This is a genomic window from Amycolatopsis sp. 505, assembly GCF_031625235.1.
Taxonomy (GTDB): Bacteria; Actinomycetota; Actinomycetes; order Mycobacteriales; family Pseudonocardiaceae; genus Amycolatopsis.
This window is the reverse complement of the sequence record NZ_JACKQP010000006.1, coordinates 495,972-512,657: the sequence shown is the minus strand read 5'-3', so window position 1 is coordinate 512,657 and position 16,686 is coordinate 495,972. Positions and strand designations below refer to the sequence as shown.

The following is a 16,686-nucleotide window of genomic DNA, read 5'->3' as shown; positions in this document are numbered from 1 at the left end:
AACCCCACCTTGGCACCGGCACCCCCACTCACGGCTTCGACGAACCGCAAAGTGTTCCATCCGCGCCTCGAGGGCCGAGAAGACGGGCCGCCCGGTCACCCGGACGGATCAGCCTCTACGCGGACGCGGGCGTGTGCTCCGCGTCGTAGGCGTCCCGGGCTTCCTGGACCGAGGCCATGTGCTGCCGGGCCCAGCGGTCCAGCATGTCCAGCGGCTCCGACAGATTCCGCCCCAACGCCGTCAGCTCGTATTCGACCTTGGGCGGGATCGTCGGGTACGCCGTGCGGGTGAGGATGCCGTCGCGGACCAGGCTGCGCAGCGTCTGCGTCAGCACCTTCTGGGAGATCCCGTCCACGCGGCGGCCGAGTTCGGTGAAGCGGAGCGGTCCGCCCGAGAGGGCGCCGACGATGAGGACCGTCCACTGGTCGCCGATGCGGTCGAGCAGCTGGCGGGTCGGGCAGTTGCGGTCGTACGGATCGGGACCCACGGCGCGTCTCCTCACTCTCCCGAGGAGAGTAACACGCCGATCAGGCGGTGGCGCGCGCCAAGCCCGCGGCCACCCGCTTGATGAAGGAGCCGAGGAACCACCGGTAGAACCAGCCGGTTCCGGGGACCTTCGGCGTGAACGTCGAGTGCCAGTGGATGTCCGTCCCGCCGTCACGCGGGGCGAGGTCGACGTAGGCGACGTAGTCCCGCAGCGGCAAGCCGCGCTCCAGCGCGTAACCGAACCGGCGGCCGGGCTCCAGCGCGACGATCTTCTCGTACGAGCTGACGCCGTTGGTCTTGAACAACCGGACCGCGCCGAGCCCCTCCGGCTCGCCCTCGCCTTCGCGGACCAGCTCGAACGACCCCAGCGGCGACCACTTCGGCCAGCTCGCGCCGTCCGTCAGCAAGGCGTACACGGTGTCGGCCGGCGCGGAGGACCGGGCACGCACCGAAATGCGTTGTACCATTTGGTACGTGTACCATCTGGTACATGATCGACGCAAGCCCGCGGGCGAAGCTCCTCGCCGCGGCGATCGACCACATCGCCCACCACGGCGGCGCCGACCGGAGCCTCCGGGCGCTGGCCGCGGACCTCGGCACCAGCCACCGCATGCTCATCTACCACTTCGGCTCGAAGGAAGGCCTGCTCACGGCGGTGGCGCGGGAGGTGGAGGCCCGCCAGCGCGCCGCCCTCGCCGGCCTCGACCCTTCGGAGTTCTGGCGCCGGCTCACCGATGACGACCTGCGCGCCAACGAAAAGCTGTTCTTCCAGCTCTACGGCCAGGCCCTCGGCGGCACCCCGGGCACGGCGGAGTTCCTCGACGGCGTGATCGACGACTGGCTCGGCCCCATCGAAGCCCGGCTCGCCCGGCTCGGCGTCCCGGAGGCCGACCGGCCCGCCCACGCCCGGCTCGGGCTCGCCGTGGCCCGCGGGCTGCTGCTCGACCTCGTCACGACCGGCGACCGCGAAGCCGTCGACGCCGCGATGGAAAAGTTCCTGGCCCGATACGAAAAACCGTGATCCCCTGGCTTGATGCGACTGATCCTGGGGTTCTTGGCCGCTTCGCTCACGACAACGGGGCTCGCTGCCCCGGCCGCCGCCGCGGAAAGCCGCCCGGCCTACTCCTACGCCGACGCGATCCGCGAGACGGCGTGGGTGGAGACCGGCACCGACCATGACCACGACGGCAAGCCCGACCGCATCGCCGCCGACGTCATCCGGCCGGACACGCGCGGGCGCGTCCCGGTGATCCTCGACGTCAGCCCGTACTACGCGTGCTGCGGCCGCGGCAACGAAATGCAGAAGAAGACGTACGCTCCGGACGGCACGCCGCAGCAGTTCCCGCTGTTCCTGGACAACTACTTCGTGCCGCGCGGGTACGCCGTCGTGCTCGCCGACGTCGGCGGGACGAACCGGTCGTCCGGCTGCTTCGACGACGTCGGCTCCGGCAACGCGGTCGTGAACTGGCTGGGCGGCCGGGCGAAGGCGTTCGACGCCCCGGAGGGCGGCCGTCCGGTGCAGGCCGGTTGGTCGGCCGGGAACGTCGGCGCGATCGGCAAGTCCCAGGACGGCGCGACCGCGATCGGGATGGCCGCCTCGGGCGTCGCCGGGCTGAAGACGATCGTGCCGATCGAAGGCGTCGCGGACAACTACGCCCAGGTCATCGCGAACGGCGCTCCCCTGGCCACGCCGGAGAACACGGGCTCGTCCTTCACCTACAACGAGCGCGCCGCCGAGCTGTGCAAGCCGTTCGAGGCGGACCTCAAGGCGCGCGCGGGCACGAACGGCGACTACAACGCCTATTGGCAGAGCGTGCACTACGTCCCCCGCGCCGGGCAGGCGAGCGTGCTCATCGCCCAGGGCTTCGGCGACTGGGTCGTGGCGCCGAACCAGTTCGCCCGCTATTGGGACGCGCTGGGCCGGGCCGGTGTCCCGCGCAAGGCGTGGCTGAGCCAGGCCGGGCACACCGACCCCTTCGACCTGCAGCGGGCGCGGTGGGTCGAGACGCTGCACCGCTGGTTCGACCGCTGGCTGCTCGGGCTGCGCAACGGCGTCGAGCGCGAGCCCGCCGTGCACCTCGAAACCGCCCCGGACCGGTGGACCGACGTCCGGAGCTGGCCGCCCGCCACGCTGCCGGCGACGTTGCGCCCGTCGGCCGACGGGACGCTGGGGCCGACCGGGTCCGGGACGGCGAGCGTCGTCGACGACCCCGCCGTCACGCGCGAGCAGTGGGCGGCCGGGGTGTCGGCCGCGAAGTTCACCGGCCCGGCCCTGCCCGCGCCGGTGCGGATCGCCGGGTCGCCGTCGGTGACGATCACGGCGTCGTCGGACAAGACCGCCGCCCGGCTCGGGGTCGCGCTCGTCGACTACGGGCCGGCCGACCTGCGCGACACCGCCGAGTACGGCAGCGGGGTGAAGAACCTGGCCACGCGGTCGTGCTGGGGCTCGAGCACCGGCGCCGACAGCGCGTGCTTCCTCGACACCGTCGCCGACGTCGTGCGCGTCGGCCACCGGATCGTCGCCGCCGGCTGGGCCGACCTCGGGCACCACGCGTCGCTGCGGCACGGCGAACCGCTGGTCCCCGGGCGGCCCTACACGATGACGTTCGGCCTCACCGCGCTCGACCACGTCGTGCCGGCGGGGCACCGGCTCGGGCTGCTCCTCGGCGGCACCGACGGGCTGCTCTTCGACCCGGCGCTGCCGGACTTCGGCGACACGCTGACGTTCGACCTCGCGCGGACGTCGGTCACCGTCGGCCTTACAAAGCCCGAACACTAGGCGGACGCCCTTCGTACACGCCCCGGCCAGAGTTTTCCTCGTACCCCCGATCACGAGGAGAAACGATGCGAGGAACCACCTGGACGCGGCTGGCGCTGGCGGGCGGGGCGAGCGCGGTCTGCCTGCTGGTGGCGGCGCCGCTGGCTTCGGCCGAGACACCGACGCCGGTGGCACCGATCACGCTCAGCCCCGAGGAGTCGCAGCAGGTCTGTTCGGACTGGGTGCCGAAGCTGCAGAAGCGGGCCGACAACCTGAAGAAGCGGATCAACGGCGGCGCCGAGGTCAAGGGCTCGGTCGCCAACCTCAAGGCGCGCGCGGCCGACCAGCGGGCCGCCGGGCACACCGCCCGGGCCGACCAGCTGGACCAGCGCGCCACCAAGCGGCAGGGCCGCGTCGGCGAGCTGGACGCGGCCAAGCAGAAGCTCGACGCGTTCGCGTCCGCGCACTGCAAGCCGGCCAAGTGAGGGGCGCGAGGGTCGCGGCGGCGGTCGGGGCCGCCGCGCTCATCGCGCTCGGCTGCTCGGCGTGCCGCGACAACCTGATGGGCTCCCCGGACTCCGGGAGCGCGCCGGCGTCGTCGGAGCTGAGCGGGATCGAGTCGACGCTGAACGGCATCGAATCCGACATGAACAGCGATGGCTCGCCCTGACCGGCTAGCGTCTCCCCTCTGAACACGGCGGAGACGGGAGCAGGCATGGGGTCACCGGGACGCGGCCTCGTCCTCGTGGTCGAGGACGAGGCCGCGATCGCCGAGCTGGCGGCGCTCTACCTCAAGCGCGACGGCTTCGGCGTGCACGTCGAGGCCGACGGCGGCCGCGCGCTGGACGCCGTGCGGCGGCTCAAGCCGGTGGCGATCGTGCTCGACATCGGACTGTCCGGAATGGACGGTATCGAGATCTGCAAGGCGTTGCGCGCGGCCGGGGACTGGACGCCGGTGCTGTTCGTCACCGCCCGCGACGACGAGCTCGACCGGCTGCTGGGCCTGGAGATCGGCGCGGACGACTACCTCACCAAGCCGTTCAGCCCACGCGAGCTGGCCGCCCGGGTCCGGACGGTGCTGCGGCGGGCCTCCGGGGCGACGCCGGTCGCCTCGGTGCTGACCGTCGGCGGGGCGCGGGTGGACCTCACCAGCCGCCGCGCCTGGGCGGGCGACGCCGAGGTGTTCCTGACGTCCACGGAGTTCGACCTGCTGATGCACCTGCTCCGGCACCCGGGGCAGGTGCTTTCGCGCGACCAGCTGCTGAGCGCCGTCTGGGGGTACGCCGCGGCGGCGGGGACGCGCACGGTGGACGTCCACGTGGCGCAGCTGCGGGCGAAACTCGGTGCGTCGAGTCCGATCCGGACGGTCCGGGGCATCGGGTACGCGGCGGATCCGGCATGAAGTTCCGGGGGTCCCTGGCCGGGCGGATCACGCTGGTGTGCCTGGCCGTCGCCGGGGTCGCGGTGATCGTGGCGGGGCTGGTCGCGTCCCGGCTGATCCGGACGACGGCGGACAACGTGCTGCAGTCGACGCTGGCCGCGCAGGCCGACGTCGTCGCGTCGCAACTGGACGAAACGGGCATCGGCAATCGGCTGGGGGTCGGCAAGGTGGCCGACGTCGTGCGCGGGCAGGGCATTTCGGTGGTGGTCCGCCGGGCGGGCGGGCAGGCGCTCGGGGACGCCGTCGCCGTCCAGGCCGCCGTCAAAGCCGGTCTGGGTGCGGACAAGTCGCAGCGCGTCACCGTGGCCGGGTCGCAGTACCTGGTCGAGACGCGGGTGGTCGGGTCGCGCGGGGCGGCGTTCGCGCTGGTCCTGCCCACGCGCAACGCCCAGGCGACGCAACGGGCGCTGGTGCGCAACATCCTGCTGGCGCTGGGCATCGGCCTGGCGGTGGCGGCCGTGGCGGGGTTCGTCTCCGGACGGCTGCTGGGCCGTCCGCTGCGCCGGGCCGCGCTGGCGGCGGGCTCGCTGCGGGCGGGCCGGCGGGACGTGCGCGTGCCGGTGCAGGGACCGCGCGAGGTGGCGGAGGTGGCCGGGTCGCTCAATTCGCTGGCCGACGCGCTGGCGGTGAGCGAGGCGCGGCAGCGGGAGTTCCTGCTGTCGGTGTCGCACGAGCTGCGGACGCCGCTGACGGCGGTGACGGGCTTCGCCGAGGCGATCGCGGACGGCGTCGCTTCGGGCCCCGACGCGGTGCGCGCGGGCGAGACGATCCAGCGGGAGGCCGCGCGGCTTTCGCGGCTGGTCGAGGACCTGCTGGAGCTGGCCCGGCTGGGCGCGGACGAGTTCCGGCTGGACATGGCTTCGCTGGACCTGGCGTCGTTGGTTCGTGATTGCGCGGAGGTGTGGCAATTGCGGTGCCTGGCCCAGGACGTCCGGCTGTCCGTCTCGGTGCCGCCGTCGCCGGTGCCGGTGCTCGCGGACGCCCGCCGGCTCCGCCAGGTCGTCGACGGGCTGGCCGAGAACGCCCTGCGCGTCACCCCCGCCGGCGCCCCGATGGTGTTCTGGCTCGCTTCCGACGGGGTCTCGGCGTCGCTGTCGGTCCGCGACGGCGGCCCGGGCCTGGCCCCGGAGGACTACCCGGTGGCGTTCGAGCGAGGCGTCCTGAACGCCCGCTACCGCGACCGCCGCCCGGTCGGCTCCGGCATCGGCCTGGCCCTGGTCCACGCCCTGGTCACCCGCATGGGCGGAACCATGACCGCCGGCCCCGCCCCCGAGGGCGGCGCCGCCTTCACCCTCACCCTCCCCCTCGCCTCCTGACCGTGTTGACCCTCCAATCACGCGAGATGGCTCCCCAATCACGCGAGATGCGCGCCGGATCACACGAGTCGTCCATCCAGGTACGCGAGTCGTCCGCCTGGGTACGCGAGTTCGCCGGTCCGGTACGTGGGACTCGCGTGATTGAGGGCGCAACTCGCGTGATTGGAGGGTCATCACTCGTGATTGGAGGGTCGACACGGGTGGGCCGTAGGGTCGGGGCATGGAGATGCTGCACCTGCGCTACTTCGTCGCGGTCGCCGAGGAACTGAACTTCTCCGCGGCCGCGCGGAAGCTGCACATGGCCGCGTCGCCGCTCAGCCAGCGGATCAAGGATCTCGAGCACGAACTCGGGCAGCAGCTGTTCGACCGCAGCACGCACCACGTCACCCTCACCGACGCCGGGGCCGCCCTTCTTCCGCTCGCGCGGGACGTTCTCGAGCAGGTCAGCGCCATTCCGTGGAAACTCGCCGAAGCCACCAAGCCGCAGCGCAGCACGCTCTTCCTCGGCATGCCCGCCGGCGTGCACCCCGATCTGCGGGAACGCGTCAACGCGCTCGCCGAGCGCGTACGGGAGAAATACGAGCTCAAGCGGTGGCCCGGTACGACCGCCGACCTCGTCCAGGGCGTGCACGACGGCAAGCTGGCCCTCACCCTCGCCCGCCTGCCGGTCACCGATCCCGCGCTGGAACAGCTGCCCGTGATGACCGAACGGCTCGGCGCCGTCGTCCCGGCCGACCTGTTCGCCGGCCGGGAGTCCGTCAGCCTGGCCGAGCTCACCGAATTCCCGTACGTCGCCTCACCAGGGGAAATCGTCCCCGCCTATTTCGACCAGCTCGATCACCAATTGAACGAACTCGGTGTCAAGAAACGCATCCGACTGACCAACACCGGTTACGGCGGGACGTCGGAAATCATCTCCAGCGGCGAAGCCTTTTCCATTTCCATGCTCGACGCCAAGTCCCCGATGCACGGCTACCGGCTCGACAACGTCACCGTGCTGCCCTTCACGGATTTCCGCCCCCAGCTGGACACCGGCCTGCTCTGGCGGCGCGACCGCACCGACGGCGACCTGCGAGACCTCGTCGACGCCGCAAAAGAGATCTTCGCCGAACCGCTCAGCAGCTGAAACAATGGTATGACCACCAGAGTCATACCATTGTTCGCATCATGATCATTCCCTTTCCCGCCGGACGCGCCTACGTTCGTAAGTAGAGCGAAGCAGCAAGGCGCGAAAGGACGGAAACACATGACGACCGGACCGCTGGACGGCGTGCGCGTGATCGACCTCTCGACCGTGGTGATGGGCCCGTACGCGGCCCAGATCCTCGGCGACCTGGGCGCCGACGTGATCAAGATCGAGTCCCCCGCGGACACCGTGCGGGTGGGCGAGTACCGCACCACGCCCGGCATGACCGCGCTGAACCTCAACGTCAACCGCAACAAGCGCAGCGTAGCCCTCAACCTCAAGGACGAGACCGAGCGCGCGCAGGCCCTCGAGCTGATCGACACCGCCGACGTGCTGATCACCAACATGCGCCCCGGCGCGCTGAGCCGCCTCGGCCTGAACTACGCCGACGTCGCCGAGCGCAACCCCCGCCTGGTGTACGCCCACGCGCAGGGCTTCCGCAGCGACTCCCCCCAAGCCGGCAACGCCGCCTACGACGAGACCGTGCAGGCCTCCTCCGGCCTGGTCGACGTGGCCAACCGGGCCCTGGGCGAGCCGGTCTACCTGCCGACGATCATCGGCGACAAGGTCTCGTCGCTGACCATCGCCTACAGCGTGCTCGCCGCGCTGGTCCACCGCGACAAGACCGGCCAGGGCCAGCAGATCGAGATCCCGATGACCGACACGCTGATCGCGTTCAACCTGGTCGAGCACCTCGCCGGGCACACCTTCGAACCGGCCGAAAGCCCCACCGGCTTCGCGCTGTCGATGACGAAGGGCCACGCCGCGGTCCGCACCAAGGACGGCCTCGCCTGCGTCATCCCCTACAACCCGAAGAACTTCCGCGACTTCTTCGCCGCGGCCGAGCGCCCCGACCTCGCCGAGGACCCGCGCGTGAACGGCGACGCCATCAACCGCGCCGACAACGAGTGGCTGACCGAGCAGATCGCCGCGTGCGCCCCGGCGCTGACCACCGAGGAGTGGGCCGAAGTCTGCGCGAAGCACAGCATCCCGATGGCGCCGGTGCTGGAGCTGGACCGGGCCCACGAGGACCCGTACGTCCGCGACGGCCACCTGCTGGACACCGTCGAGCACCCGAGCGAGGGCACCATCCGCACGGTCGGCATCCCGGTGAAGTTCTCCGCGACGCCCGGCTCGATCCGCCGCCTGGCCCCGCTGGCCGGCCAGGACACCGCCGAAGTCCTCGCGGAACTCTGAAAGAAGCAAGAGTCATGAGTGAAGTACGCACCGAACGGATCGGCAGCACCCTGCTGATCACGATCGACCGGCCCCAGGCCCGCAACGCGGTCAACGCCGCCGTCGCGACTCGGCTGGCCGCCGCCCTCGACGACCTCGAGAGCGACCCCACGCTCCGGGCCGGCGTCCTCACCGGCGCCGACGGCACCTTCAGCGCGGGCATGGACCTCAAGGCCGCGCTCAAGGGCGAGTCCCCGGAGATCCCCGGCCGCGGGTTCGGCGGCCTGACCGAAGCCGAGCTCACCAAGCCGCTGATCGCCGCCGTCGAAGGGTTCGCCATGGGCGGTGGGTTCGAACTCGCCCTGGGCTGCGACCTCATCGTCGCCGCCGAAGACGCCGAGTTCGGCCTGCCCGAGGTCAAGCGCGGCCTGATCGCCGCGGGCGGCGGCGTGGTCCGGCTGCCCCAGCGGATCCCGCACCACCTGGCGATGGAGTTCCTGCTCACCGGTGAGCCCGTCACCGGCCGCCGCGCCGGCGAACTCGGGCTGGTCAACCGCGTGACCGCGCCCGGTGACGCCGCCGCCGTCGCCGTCGGCCTGGCCGAGAAGCTGGCGGAGAACGCGCCTCTCGCGCTCGCCGCCGTCAAGAAGATCGTGCGCGCCGCGGACCCCAAAGCCGCGGAACGCGCAGAGATCAAGAACCTGATGCAGTCCAAGGACGTCCGCGAGGGCATGACCGCCTTCGCCGAACGCCGCGCTCCGAAGTGGACAGGCGAATGAAGATCGAAGAAGTCCGCCGGCACGTGACGACCCCGCTGACCGCCCCGGCGTTCGCGCCCGTCGTCCCGCGGTTCACGAACCGCGAGTACCTCAACATCGTCTACCGCACCGACGCCGACGCCCTGCGCGCGGTCGTCCCGGAGCCACTGCGGGTCGAAGAACCGCTGGTGCGCTTCGAGGTCATGAAGATGGGCGACGTCTCCGGCTACGGCCCGTACACCGAGTCCGGCCAGGCGATCGAGGTCAGCTTCGACGGCGAGCGCGGCGAGTACCTGCACGCGATGTACCTCGACAACTTCCCGGCCACCGCGTCCGGCCGCGAGGTCAGCGCGTACCCGAAGACCGCCGGGTCGCCGAACCTCTATGTCGACAACGGCGTCCTCGTGGGCACCTTGGACTACGGGACGCTGCGGGTGGCCACCGCGACCATGGGCTACAAACACCACGAACTGGACGCCCGCGAGGCCGAACGCCAGATCACCGTCCCGACGTTCATGCTCAAGACCATCCCCGGCTACGACGGCGCCCCGCGCGTCCAGGAGCTGGTCCGCACCGAGATCACCGACGTCGTGGTCAAGGAGGCCTACACCGCCCCCGCCCGGCTCCAGCTGTTCCAGCACGTCCTGGCCCCGCTGGCCGACCTGCCGGTGCTGGAGGTCGTCTCCGCGAGCCACGTTCTCACCGACCTGACGCTCGCCCCGGTCAAGCCGGTCTTCGACTACTTGAAGGGAGCCCAGGCATGAAGAACGCCGCAGTCATCGGCGCCGGCACCATCGGCCTGTCCTGGACGGCGCTGTTCGCCCACCACGGCCTGACCGTCCGGGTCACCGACCCCCGCCCCGACCTCGCCGAGGCCGTCGAAACCGCGCTGGCCCGGTTCGCCCCGCACCTCGGCACGACCGCCGGCGAGCTGGCGAGCCGCGTGCGGATCGCCGCCGACGTCACCGAAGCCGTGCGGGACGCGGATGTCGTGCAGGAGAACGGCCCGGAGAACGTCGAGTTCAAGAAGGACCTCTTCAGGCAGCTCGTCGAAGAGGCGCCGAAGCACGCGCTGCTGCTCAGCTCGTCGAGCGCCATCCCCTCGACGGCGTTCACCGGCGGAATCGACGGCAGCCGGGTCCTCATCGGACACCCGTTCAACCCGCCGCACCTGATCCCCCTGGTCGAGGTCGTCCCCGGCGAGCGCACCAGTGCCGAGGCCGTGCAGCAGGCCGTCGACTTCTACACCTTCCTCGGCCGCACCCCGGTCGTGGAGCGCAAGGAGATCCCCGGGTTCGTCGGCAACCGGCTGCAGAACGCGCTCAGCCGCGAGGCGATCTACCTCGTCGAGCAGGGCGTCGTCACCCCCGAGGACCTCGACAAGGTGATGACGAATTCGCTCGGCATCCGCTGGGCCACGGTCGGGCCGTTCCTCGGCTCGCACCTCGGCGGTGGCCCCGGCGGCTACCGGCACATGGCCGAGCACATCGGCAAGTCCATGAAGCAGATGTGGGCCGGCCTGGGCAACCCGAGCCAGAGCCCCGAAGAGCAGGAACGGCTCATCGAAGCCGTCGAAAAGGCTTACGGCTCCTCCACGTACTCGGAACTCGCCGAGACGCGCGACCGCAAGCAGCTCGCCGTCCTGACCGCAGTGGAGGAGAACTGACATGAGCATGGAACGACTCGAAGACCAGCTGACCGCCGACTTCTACAACTACGAGACGCTGCTGAGCGACGAAGAGCGCAAGCTGCTGGTCCAGGCCCGTGACTTCATGCGCACCGACGTCAAGCCGCTGGTGAACGAGAACTGGGAGGCCGGCACCTTCCCGAAGGAGCTCATCGGGATGTTCCGCGAGAGCGGTCTCGCGGGCCTGCCCTACGAAGGCTACGGCGAGCACAAGCCGGCGGTCAGCCACCTGCTCACCGGCATGATGGCGATGGAGATGAGCCGCACGGACGCTTCGGTCGCCACGTTCTTCGGTGTCCACAACGGACTCGCGATGTACTCGATCCATTCCGGCGGCAGCCAGGAGCAGCGCGACCGGTGGCTCCCCGAGCTCGCCGCGATGGACAAGATCGGCGCGTTCGCGATGACCGAGCCGCTCGGTGGTTCGGACGTCGCCGGCGGCATGCGCACCACCGCCAAGCGAGACGGTGACACCTGGGTCCTCAACGGCGCCAAGAAGTGGATCGGCAACGCGACCTTCGCCGACTACGTCGTGGTGTGGGCGCGGGACCTCGACGACAACAACGTCAAGGGTTTCGTCGTCGAGAAGGGCACGCCGGGGTTCGTGGCGGAGAAGATCCAGGGCAAGACCGCCTTCCGGATCGTCGAAAACGCCGAAATCACCCTGACCGACGTGCGGGTGCCGGAGGAGAACCGCCTGCAGGGCATCAACTCCTTCCGCGACGTCGCCGAGATCCTGCGCGCCACCCGCGGCGGCGTGGCCTGGCAGGCGCTGGGTGTGATGGTCGGCGCCTACGAGCTCGCGCTGGACTACGCCAAGGAGCGCAAGCAGTTCGGCCGGCCGATCGCGCGCTTCCAACTGGTGCAGGACCTGCTCGTGAAGAGCCTCGGCAACATCACCGCCTCCTGGGGCATGCTGGTGCAGCTGGCCCGTCTGCAGGACGCGGGGATCTTCCAGGACGAGCACTCGTCGCTGGCGAAGGCGTTCGTCACCGCGCGGATGCGCGAGGTCGTCGCCTGGAGCCGGGAGATCTTCGGCGGCAACGGGATCGTGCTCGAGTACGACGTCGCGCGGTTCTTCGCCGACGCCGAGGCGATCTACTCCTTCGAGGGCACGCGCGAGATGAACACCCTGATCGTCGGCAAGGCGATCACCGGGCAGAGCGCCTTCGTGTGAGGTCTCAGTTCACGCAGCCGGCGGCCGTATTGGTCGCCGGCTGCTTCGTGTCCGACGAAGGAGGAGCCGGCGCCTTGGTCCCGGTGGCGGCCACCGGCTTCACGCCGCCGGTCGTGTCGTCGCCCGAGGCCTGCACCGCCGCGGTGCTGATCGCCGTCCGGACGAACTGCTGGACCTGCGCGGGGTCGACCTTGACCGCGTCACCGTCGTACGGCGTCGCCAGCGACAGGCTCTGCACCGGGATGGTGGCGAACGCGATCGCGCCCGAGGTCATCCCCCGCAGCTGCTGCGCGAAGCTCAGGATGTCCCAGCCCCGGTCCAGCACCACCGAGCCCTGCACCGCGCTGACCAGCGAGCTCAGCTTCGACGGTTCGGTGAACGTGCCGGCGCTGAGCACCTTCTTCGCCATTCCGGACAGGAACGCCTGCTGCCGCGCGATGCGGTCGAGGTCGCCGTTGAGGAGCCCGTGACGCTGCCGGACGAAGGCGAGCGCCTGCGCCCCGGACAGGGTCTGCGTCCCGGCCGGGAAGTCCGCGCCGGAGTAGCTGTCGTGCACCGGTGCCTTGAGGCAGACGTCGACGCCGCCGACGGCCTGCGACAGCGCGTCGAAGCCCGCGAGGTTGATCGCCGCGTAGTGGTTGATGGTCAGCCCGGTGAACTTCTCGACCGTCTGGATCGCCGTCTTCGCGCCCGCTTCGTTCGCCGCCACCTCCAGCTGCGCGCCGGAGAGCCCCTGGGCGCGCAAACCGGACATCGAAGCGTTCTTGCCGCGGCTGTAGGCCGAGTTGATCTTGTGCTTGCCGTAGCCGCCCGCGATGTCCACATAGGAGTCACGCGGGATCGAGATGGCGGTGGCCGCGGCGCCGCCCGCCGGGATGTGGACGACGATCATCGTGTCGGTGGTGTCGCCGCCGTCGTCGCCGCCACCGGCGTGGAGCGCGTCGAGCACGTTCTGCGGCAACGGGTTGCCGTACGCGTCGGTGCGGGCGTCGATTCCGACGAGCAGGATGTTCTGGGCGACCGCCAGCGGCTCGCCGGGCGGGGTGTCCTCGGTGTCGAGCTGCGCGGCCGGCGGGATGACGTCGGCGGTGACGATGCCGGAGTCCAGGGAACTCAACTGCGTCCACAGGTAGCCGGTGGCGCCGAGCACGACCGTCGAGACAACGCCGAGCGCGACCCGGCCGCCGATGCGGCGCCCCCGCGACGACAACAGCACGGCTTTCCCCTTGCTTCCCTCTGGCGACTTCCCCTCCTTCGAGGATCACCGCGTTAGCTGGGAATCAGCTGAGAAAGTTGTCGGAAAGCTGTGACGCTGCCCGATCGGCCGAGCGGATTCGGGCCTCTCGGCCGGTTTTGCGACGCACGGTGAGGAAGTGTGCACACACATGCGCTGTGGCACCGGCCACAATGGTCCCCGCTATCGCGTCACCGCGGCAACTTGCGCCAGATCGCGCGCGGCAGAAGGCGCATCAGGAAGAAGACCGGACGGAGCATTCCGGGCACCCAGACGACCCCGCGGCCCCGCCGCAACGCCGCGACGGTCGCTTCGGCCACCTGGTCCGGGGTGCTGGAGAACGGCGCCGGCGTCATGCCTTCGGTCATCCGGCCGATCACGAAACCGGGGCGCACGAGGAGCAAGTGGACACCCGAGCCGTGCAGGGCGTCGGCGAGTCCGCTCGCGAAGCCGTCGAGACCGGCCTTGGCCGAGCCGTAGACGTAGTTCGCGCGGCGCACCCGCACCCCGGCGACCGACGAGAACACGACGAGCCGGCCGTGCCCCTGCGCGCGCAGCAGGTTCGCGGCGTGGGTCAGCACGCCGACCTGGGCGACGTAGTCGGTCTGCACGATCGCGGCGGCGTGCGTGGCGTCCTGTTCGGCGCGCGCCTGGTCGCCGAGGATGCCGAAGGCGAGCACGACGGTCTCGAGCGGCCCGTGCGCGGCCGCCACCTTGTCGAGGAACGGGCCCTGCGCGGCGAGGTCGTCGGCGTCGAACTCGGCCGTTTCCACCGTCTCGGCGCCGGCCTCGCGCAGCGCGGCGACCTCCGCGGTCAGGTCCGCACCCGGCCGCGCGGCCAGCACGAACCGCCGGGTGTCCCCGCTGACCAGGCGTTTCGCCACGGCCAGTCCGATCTCGCTGCGTCCGCCGAGCACCAATACCGTTCCGCTCATGGCAGCAGTTTCCCAGCCGGGGTGCGCTAGCGTTCTCGGGTGGGTCAGGACTTCGAGACGCTCGTCGAACGGCACCGCCGGGAAATCCAGGTGCACTGCTACCGGATGCTCGGCTCCCTGGCCGATGCCGAAGACCTCACGCAGGAGACGTTCCTGCGCGCCTGGAAGGCCCGCGACGGGTTCGAGGGCCGGGCGAGCGTGCGCACCTGGCTCTACCGGATCGCGACGAACGCCTGCCTCGACGTCCTCGCCCGCCGTCCGCGGCGGGTGCTGCCCGACCAGCTCGGCCCGGCCGGGGAGCCGGACGGCCCGATCGCGGCCGCCGACCTGCCGTGGCTCGAGCCGTACCCGGACCGGCTGCTCGACGGCGCGGGCCCGGACGACGCCGTCGTCGACCGGGAGACCATCGAGCTGGCCTACCTGGCCGCCGTCCAGTACCTGCCGCCGCGGCAGCGGGCGGCGCTGATCCTGCGGGACGTGCTGGGCTGGTCGGCGAAGGAGACGGCGGCGTCGCTGGAAACGAGCGTGGCTTCGGCGAACAGCGCACTCCAGCGAGCCCGGGCGACGCTGCGTGAACGACTGCCCCCGCGGCGTACAGAGTGGACGGTCGGCGACCCGACCGCCGAGGAAGCGGCGCTGCTGAAGCGGTTCATCGCCGCGTACGAAGCCGGCGACGTGTCGGCGGTGGCCCGGCTGCTGCACGAAGACGCCCAAGCGATCATGCCGCCGTACACGTTGTGGTTCGGCAACCGCGCCTCGATCGTCCGGGCGCTCTCGTTCTCGCTGGACCCGGCGTCGCCGGACTGCGTGGGGCGGTTCCGGATGCGGCCGGTGCGGGCCAACCGCCAGCCCGCGGTGGCGACCTACCTGAAACGCCAGGGAGAGCACGATCACCGGTGGTTCGGGGTCACCCTGTTCACCGTGGAGGCCGGGTCGATCACGGCGATGGCCGCGTTCGAGTCGGCCACGGCGGCGGCGTGGGGCCTGCCGGAGACGTGGCGCGACGACCCCGGACCGGCCGGAAAGATGCAAAGCGGCGCATAGATATCCCGCGTAAAAAAGAGCCCGGGTGGGTGATTCACGGGGAATCACCCACCCGGGCGCGCACACGGCCGGAATCGGATTTCTTCCGGATTCGGTGTGGTGCTCGAGGCCGCCGGGAGAGGTCACCGGGCGGCGGTCAGGCCACTCGGTGCCGCTCAGGCGCGGTGCGCACCAGCCGGCGGCGTTCGTCCGCGGTGGTGCCGCCGAAGACGCCGTGGTCAAGGCCGTTGTCGAGCGCGTAGCCGAGGCATTCGGCGCGCACGGGGCAGCGCGCGCACACGGCCTTCGCCTGCGCCGTCTGCCGGGCGCCGGGGCCGACCTCGGAGATCGGGAAGAACAGTTCCGGGTCCTCGTCCTTGCAGGCCGCGAGTTCCGCCCAGCCCGTCATCGTGGCTTCCATTTCCTTCGTTCACCTCCTTCTCTTACTGCTTCCCATTGTTGGGGCGCGTCAACCGACTTAACTTCGGCGGACGCGCGAGCGTATCCACCTGAGTCAAGGAGGTTTTGGCTTCGGTTCCCGGCTCACCCTCCGGGCAACCAAGACTGCAACACATGAGAGTACGCCCTTCTTCCCGGGATCTCGATGTCGATCACGTCACCCGATCGGCGAACTCCGCACGCCGTCAGGCGACTCCGGACCGGCCGCCGCCGGTCCGCTTCTGCGTTGTCCGGTAGGGGTTTCCGGCTCGGCGTGATCGAAACGCGGCGATGGGCGATCGCGGTGCCCGCTGTCCGGAACCCGCCGTTCGCGGGCCCGGACGTCGCCGGGCGCGGAGGGGCGGCCGGGGCGTTCGTCACCAGCCGTCACCGAGACAACGCGGTCCATTACTCCTACCGAGGAGTCTTGATCGGATCGTTACACGTAGCGGGCGACTCACTGCACCTGTCCTTGTGAGGGCGAGGGGTGGTGGGGTCAGGTGTGCGGTCACGACGAGTTCGACACGTTCTTCCGCGCCGACTTCCCGGCCCTCGTGGCGTTCCTCTGCAAGGCCGGGTTCGAGGTCGAGACCGCGCGCGACGTCGCCGCCGAGGCGATGCTGCACGCGCTGGAGGCGTGGCCGACCGCCGAAGACCCGCGGGCCTGGGTGCGCCGGGTGGCCGGGCGGCTGATCGAGGCCCCGGGCGACGCGCGGGCGGACTGGACCCTGGCCGGCGACCCGCGGGACGACGAGGAGCTCGCGGGGCTGGTCGAGCAGCACGCGGGGCTGATCGACCTGCTCGCCGCCCTCCCGGGCAAGCAGCGGATGGTCCTGGCGTGGTCGCTCGACGGGTTCACGCCGTCACAGATCGCGGACGCGCTCCGGATCGCCCCCGCGACCGTCCGGTCCACCCTCCGCCACGTGCGGGAACGCCTCAGGCGAGTCCGGGCCGCCCGGCCCGGCGACCAGCGGGACAGGGAAAGGTGAGGGGAAATGCCGGCAACCGAGTACGGGGATCGGGCGATCACCGAGCAGCTCCGGGAGTCCAACGCCGCCCTGCACGACTCGC

Annotated in this window: 19 protein-coding genes; 14 read left to right on the top strand and 5 right to left on the bottom strand. The window is 71.0% G+C overall.

The window, feature by feature from the left end; genetic code table 11:
* Positions 1–115: 115 nt before the first annotated feature.
* Together H5965_RS24415 and H5965_RS24410 are read right to left on the bottom strand one after the other, a co-directional pair.
* Positions 116–487 (bottom strand): helix-turn-helix domain-containing protein, encoded by a 372-nt coding sequence (locus H5965_RS24415; protein ID WP_310972553.1) that lies wholly within the window; start codon positions 485–487, stop codon positions 116–118.
* Between the two features lie 40 nt (positions 488–527).
* Positions 528–953 carry an SRPBCC family protein gene (locus H5965_RS24410; protein ID WP_310972552.1) on the bottom strand — a complete coding sequence of 142 codons (426 nt, stop codon included), beginning with the start codon at positions 951–953 and terminating at the stop codon, positions 528–530.
* A gap of 23 nt (positions 954–976) precedes the next feature.
* Here H5965_RS24410 and H5965_RS24405 point away from each other — a divergent pair, with 23 nt between their 5' ends.
* From H5965_RS24405 to H5965_RS24350, 12 genes are all read left to right on the top strand, one after another.
* Positions 977–1,507, top strand: a complete 531-nt coding sequence (locus H5965_RS24405; protein WP_310972551.1) for a TetR/AcrR family transcriptional regulator — start codon at positions 977–979, stop codon at positions 1,505–1,507.
* A gap of 12 nt (positions 1,508–1,519) precedes the next feature.
* A complete protein-coding gene (locus tag H5965_RS24400; RefSeq protein ID WP_310972550.1) occupies positions 1,520–3,265 on the top strand; it encodes a CocE/NonD family hydrolase in 1,746 nt (581 codons plus the stop codon).
* Between the two features lie 65 nt (positions 3,266–3,330).
* Positions 3,331–3,729 (top strand): hypothetical protein, encoded by a 399-nt coding sequence (locus H5965_RS24395; RefSeq protein WP_310972549.1) that lies wholly within the window; start codon positions 3,331–3,333, stop codon positions 3,727–3,729.
* Positions 3,726–3,914, top strand: coding sequence for a hypothetical protein (locus H5965_RS24390; RefSeq protein ID WP_310972548.1), 189 nt, complete (start codon positions 3,726–3,728; stop codon positions 3,912–3,914). Before H5965_RS24395 ends, H5965_RS24390 begins: the two co-directional genes overlap by 4 nt.
* Positions 3,915–3,959: 45 nt before the next feature.
* Positions 3,960–4,646 carry a response regulator transcription factor gene (locus H5965_RS24385; RefSeq protein ID WP_310972547.1) on the top strand — a complete coding sequence of 229 codons (687 nt, stop codon included), beginning with the start codon at positions 3,960–3,962 and terminating at the stop codon, positions 4,644–4,646.
* The gene (locus H5965_RS24380) at positions 4,643–6,001 is read left to right on the top strand and encodes a HAMP domain-containing sensor histidine kinase (RefSeq protein WP_310972546.1); all 1,359 of its coding nucleotides are present in this window, start codon (positions 4,643–4,645) and stop codon (positions 5,999–6,001) included. The genes H5965_RS24385 and H5965_RS24380 overlap by 4 nt, the downstream gene beginning before the upstream one ends.
* Before the next feature lie 220 nt (positions 6,002–6,221).
* Positions 6,222–7,127: a LysR family transcriptional regulator gene (locus H5965_RS24375; protein WP_310972545.1), complete on the top strand. Its 906-nt coding sequence runs from the start codon at positions 6,222–6,224 to the stop codon at positions 7,125–7,127.
* A 120-nt stretch (positions 7,128–7,247) separates the two neighbouring features.
* Positions 7,248–8,384, top strand: coding sequence for a CoA transferase (locus tag H5965_RS24370; protein WP_310972544.1), 1,137 nt, complete (start codon positions 7,248–7,250; stop codon positions 8,382–8,384).
* A 14-nt stretch (positions 8,385–8,398) separates the two neighbouring features.
* Positions 8,399–9,142, top strand: a complete 744-nt coding sequence (locus H5965_RS24365) for a crotonase/enoyl-CoA hydratase family protein (protein ID WP_310972543.1) — start codon at positions 8,399–8,401, stop codon at positions 9,140–9,142.
* The gene (locus H5965_RS24360) at positions 9,139–9,885 is read left to right on the top strand and encodes an acetoacetate decarboxylase (protein ID WP_310972542.1); all 747 of its coding nucleotides are present in this window, start codon (positions 9,139–9,141) and stop codon (positions 9,883–9,885) included. The genes H5965_RS24365 and H5965_RS24360 overlap by 4 nt, the downstream gene beginning before the upstream one ends.
* Positions 9,882–10,787, top strand: coding sequence for a 3-hydroxyacyl-CoA dehydrogenase NAD-binding domain-containing protein (locus tag H5965_RS24355; protein WP_310972541.1), 906 nt, complete (start codon positions 9,882–9,884; stop codon positions 10,785–10,787). The genes H5965_RS24360 and H5965_RS24355 overlap by 4 nt, the downstream gene beginning before the upstream one ends.
* A 1-nt stretch (position 10,788) precedes the next feature.
* Positions 10,789–11,985 (top strand): acyl-CoA dehydrogenase family protein, encoded by a 1,197-nt coding sequence (locus H5965_RS24350; RefSeq protein WP_310972540.1) that lies wholly within the window; start codon positions 10,789–10,791, stop codon positions 11,983–11,985.
* Positions 11,986–11,989: 4 nt separating this feature from the next.
* Here the strand turns inward: H5965_RS24350 and H5965_RS24345 are convergent, their stop codons facing one another.
* Positions 11,990–13,201, bottom strand: coding sequence for an LCP family protein (locus H5965_RS24345; RefSeq protein ID WP_310972539.1), 1,212 nt, complete (start codon positions 13,199–13,201; stop codon positions 11,990–11,992).
* Positions 13,202–13,410: 209 nt separating this feature from the next.
* A complete protein-coding gene (locus tag H5965_RS24340) occupies positions 13,411–14,154 on the bottom strand; it encodes an SDR family NAD(P)-dependent oxidoreductase (RefSeq protein WP_310972538.1) in 744 nt (247 codons plus the stop codon).
* Positions 14,155–14,193: 39 nt separating this feature from the next.
* On the opposite strand from H5965_RS24340, the gene H5965_RS24335 reads away from it, so the two are divergent.
* Positions 14,194–15,198: an RNA polymerase subunit sigma-70 gene (locus H5965_RS24335; protein ID WP_310972537.1), complete on the top strand. Its 1,005-nt coding sequence runs from the start codon at positions 14,194–14,196 to the stop codon at positions 15,196–15,198.
* A gap of 136 nt (positions 15,199–15,334) precedes the next feature.
* Here H5965_RS24335 and H5965_RS24330 read toward each other — a convergent pair whose 3' ends face one another.
* On the bottom strand, positions 15,335–15,598 hold the full coding sequence (locus H5965_RS24330) for a WhiB family transcriptional regulator (protein ID WP_310972536.1): 264 nt from the start codon (positions 15,596–15,598) through the stop codon (positions 15,335–15,337).
* A gap of 517 nt (positions 15,599–16,115) precedes the next feature.
* On the opposite strand from H5965_RS24330, the gene H5965_RS24325 reads away from it, so the two are divergent.
* Positions 16,116–16,604 (top strand): sigma-70 family RNA polymerase sigma factor, encoded by a 489-nt coding sequence (locus tag H5965_RS24325; RefSeq protein WP_310972535.1) that lies wholly within the window; start codon positions 16,116–16,118, stop codon positions 16,602–16,604.
* Positions 16,605–16,686: the final 82 nt, after the last annotated feature.

Bases quoted from the DNA above. Each gene is read 5' to 3' on its own strand.
- H5965_RS24375 (WP_310972545.1), top strand. From the start codon at position 6,222: ATGGAGATGCTGCACCTGCGCTACTTCGTCGCGGTCGCCGAGGAACTG.
- H5965_RS24330 (WP_310972536.1), bottom strand. From the start codon at position 15,598: ATGGAAGCCACGATGACGGGCTGGGCGGAACTCGCGGCCTGCAAGGAC.
- H5965_RS24365 (WP_310972543.1), top strand. From the start codon at position 8,399: ATGAGTGAAGTACGCACCGAACGGATCGGCAGCACCCTGCTGATCACG.
- H5965_RS24340 (WP_310972538.1), bottom strand. From the start codon at position 14,154: ATGAGCGGAACGGTATTGGTGCTCGGCGGACGCAGCGAGATCGGACTG.
- H5965_RS24405 (WP_310972551.1), top strand. From the start codon at position 977: ATGATCGACGCAAGCCCGCGGGCGAAGCTCCTCGCCGCGGCGATCGAC.
- H5965_RS24355 (WP_310972541.1), top strand. From the start codon at position 9,882: ATGAAGAACGCCGCAGTCATCGGCGCCGGCACCATCGGCCTGTCCTGG.
- H5965_RS24400 (WP_310972550.1), top strand. From the start codon at position 1,520: ATGCGACTGATCCTGGGGTTCTTGGCCGCTTCGCTCACGACAACGGGG.
- H5965_RS24380 (WP_310972546.1), top strand. From the start codon at position 4,643: ATGAAGTTCCGGGGGTCCCTGGCCGGGCGGATCACGCTGGTGTGCCTG.
- H5965_RS24360 (WP_310972542.1), top strand. From the start codon at position 9,139: ATGAAGATCGAAGAAGTCCGCCGGCACGTGACGACCCCGCTGACCGCC.
- H5965_RS24370 (WP_310972544.1), top strand. From the start codon at position 7,248: ATGACGACCGGACCGCTGGACGGCGTGCGCGTGATCGACCTCTCGACC.
- H5965_RS24385 (WP_310972547.1), top strand. From the start codon at position 3,960: ATGGGGTCACCGGGACGCGGCCTCGTCCTCGTGGTCGAGGACGAGGCC.
- H5965_RS24350 (WP_310972540.1), top strand. From the start codon at position 10,789: ATGAGCATGGAACGACTCGAAGACCAGCTGACCGCCGACTTCTACAAC.
- H5965_RS24395 (WP_310972549.1), top strand. From the start codon at position 3,331: ATGCGAGGAACCACCTGGACGCGGCTGGCGCTGGCGGGCGGGGCGAGC.
- H5965_RS24410 (WP_310972552.1), bottom strand. From the start codon at position 953: ATGGTACAACGCATTTCGGTGCGTGCCCGGTCCTCCGCGCCGGCCGAC.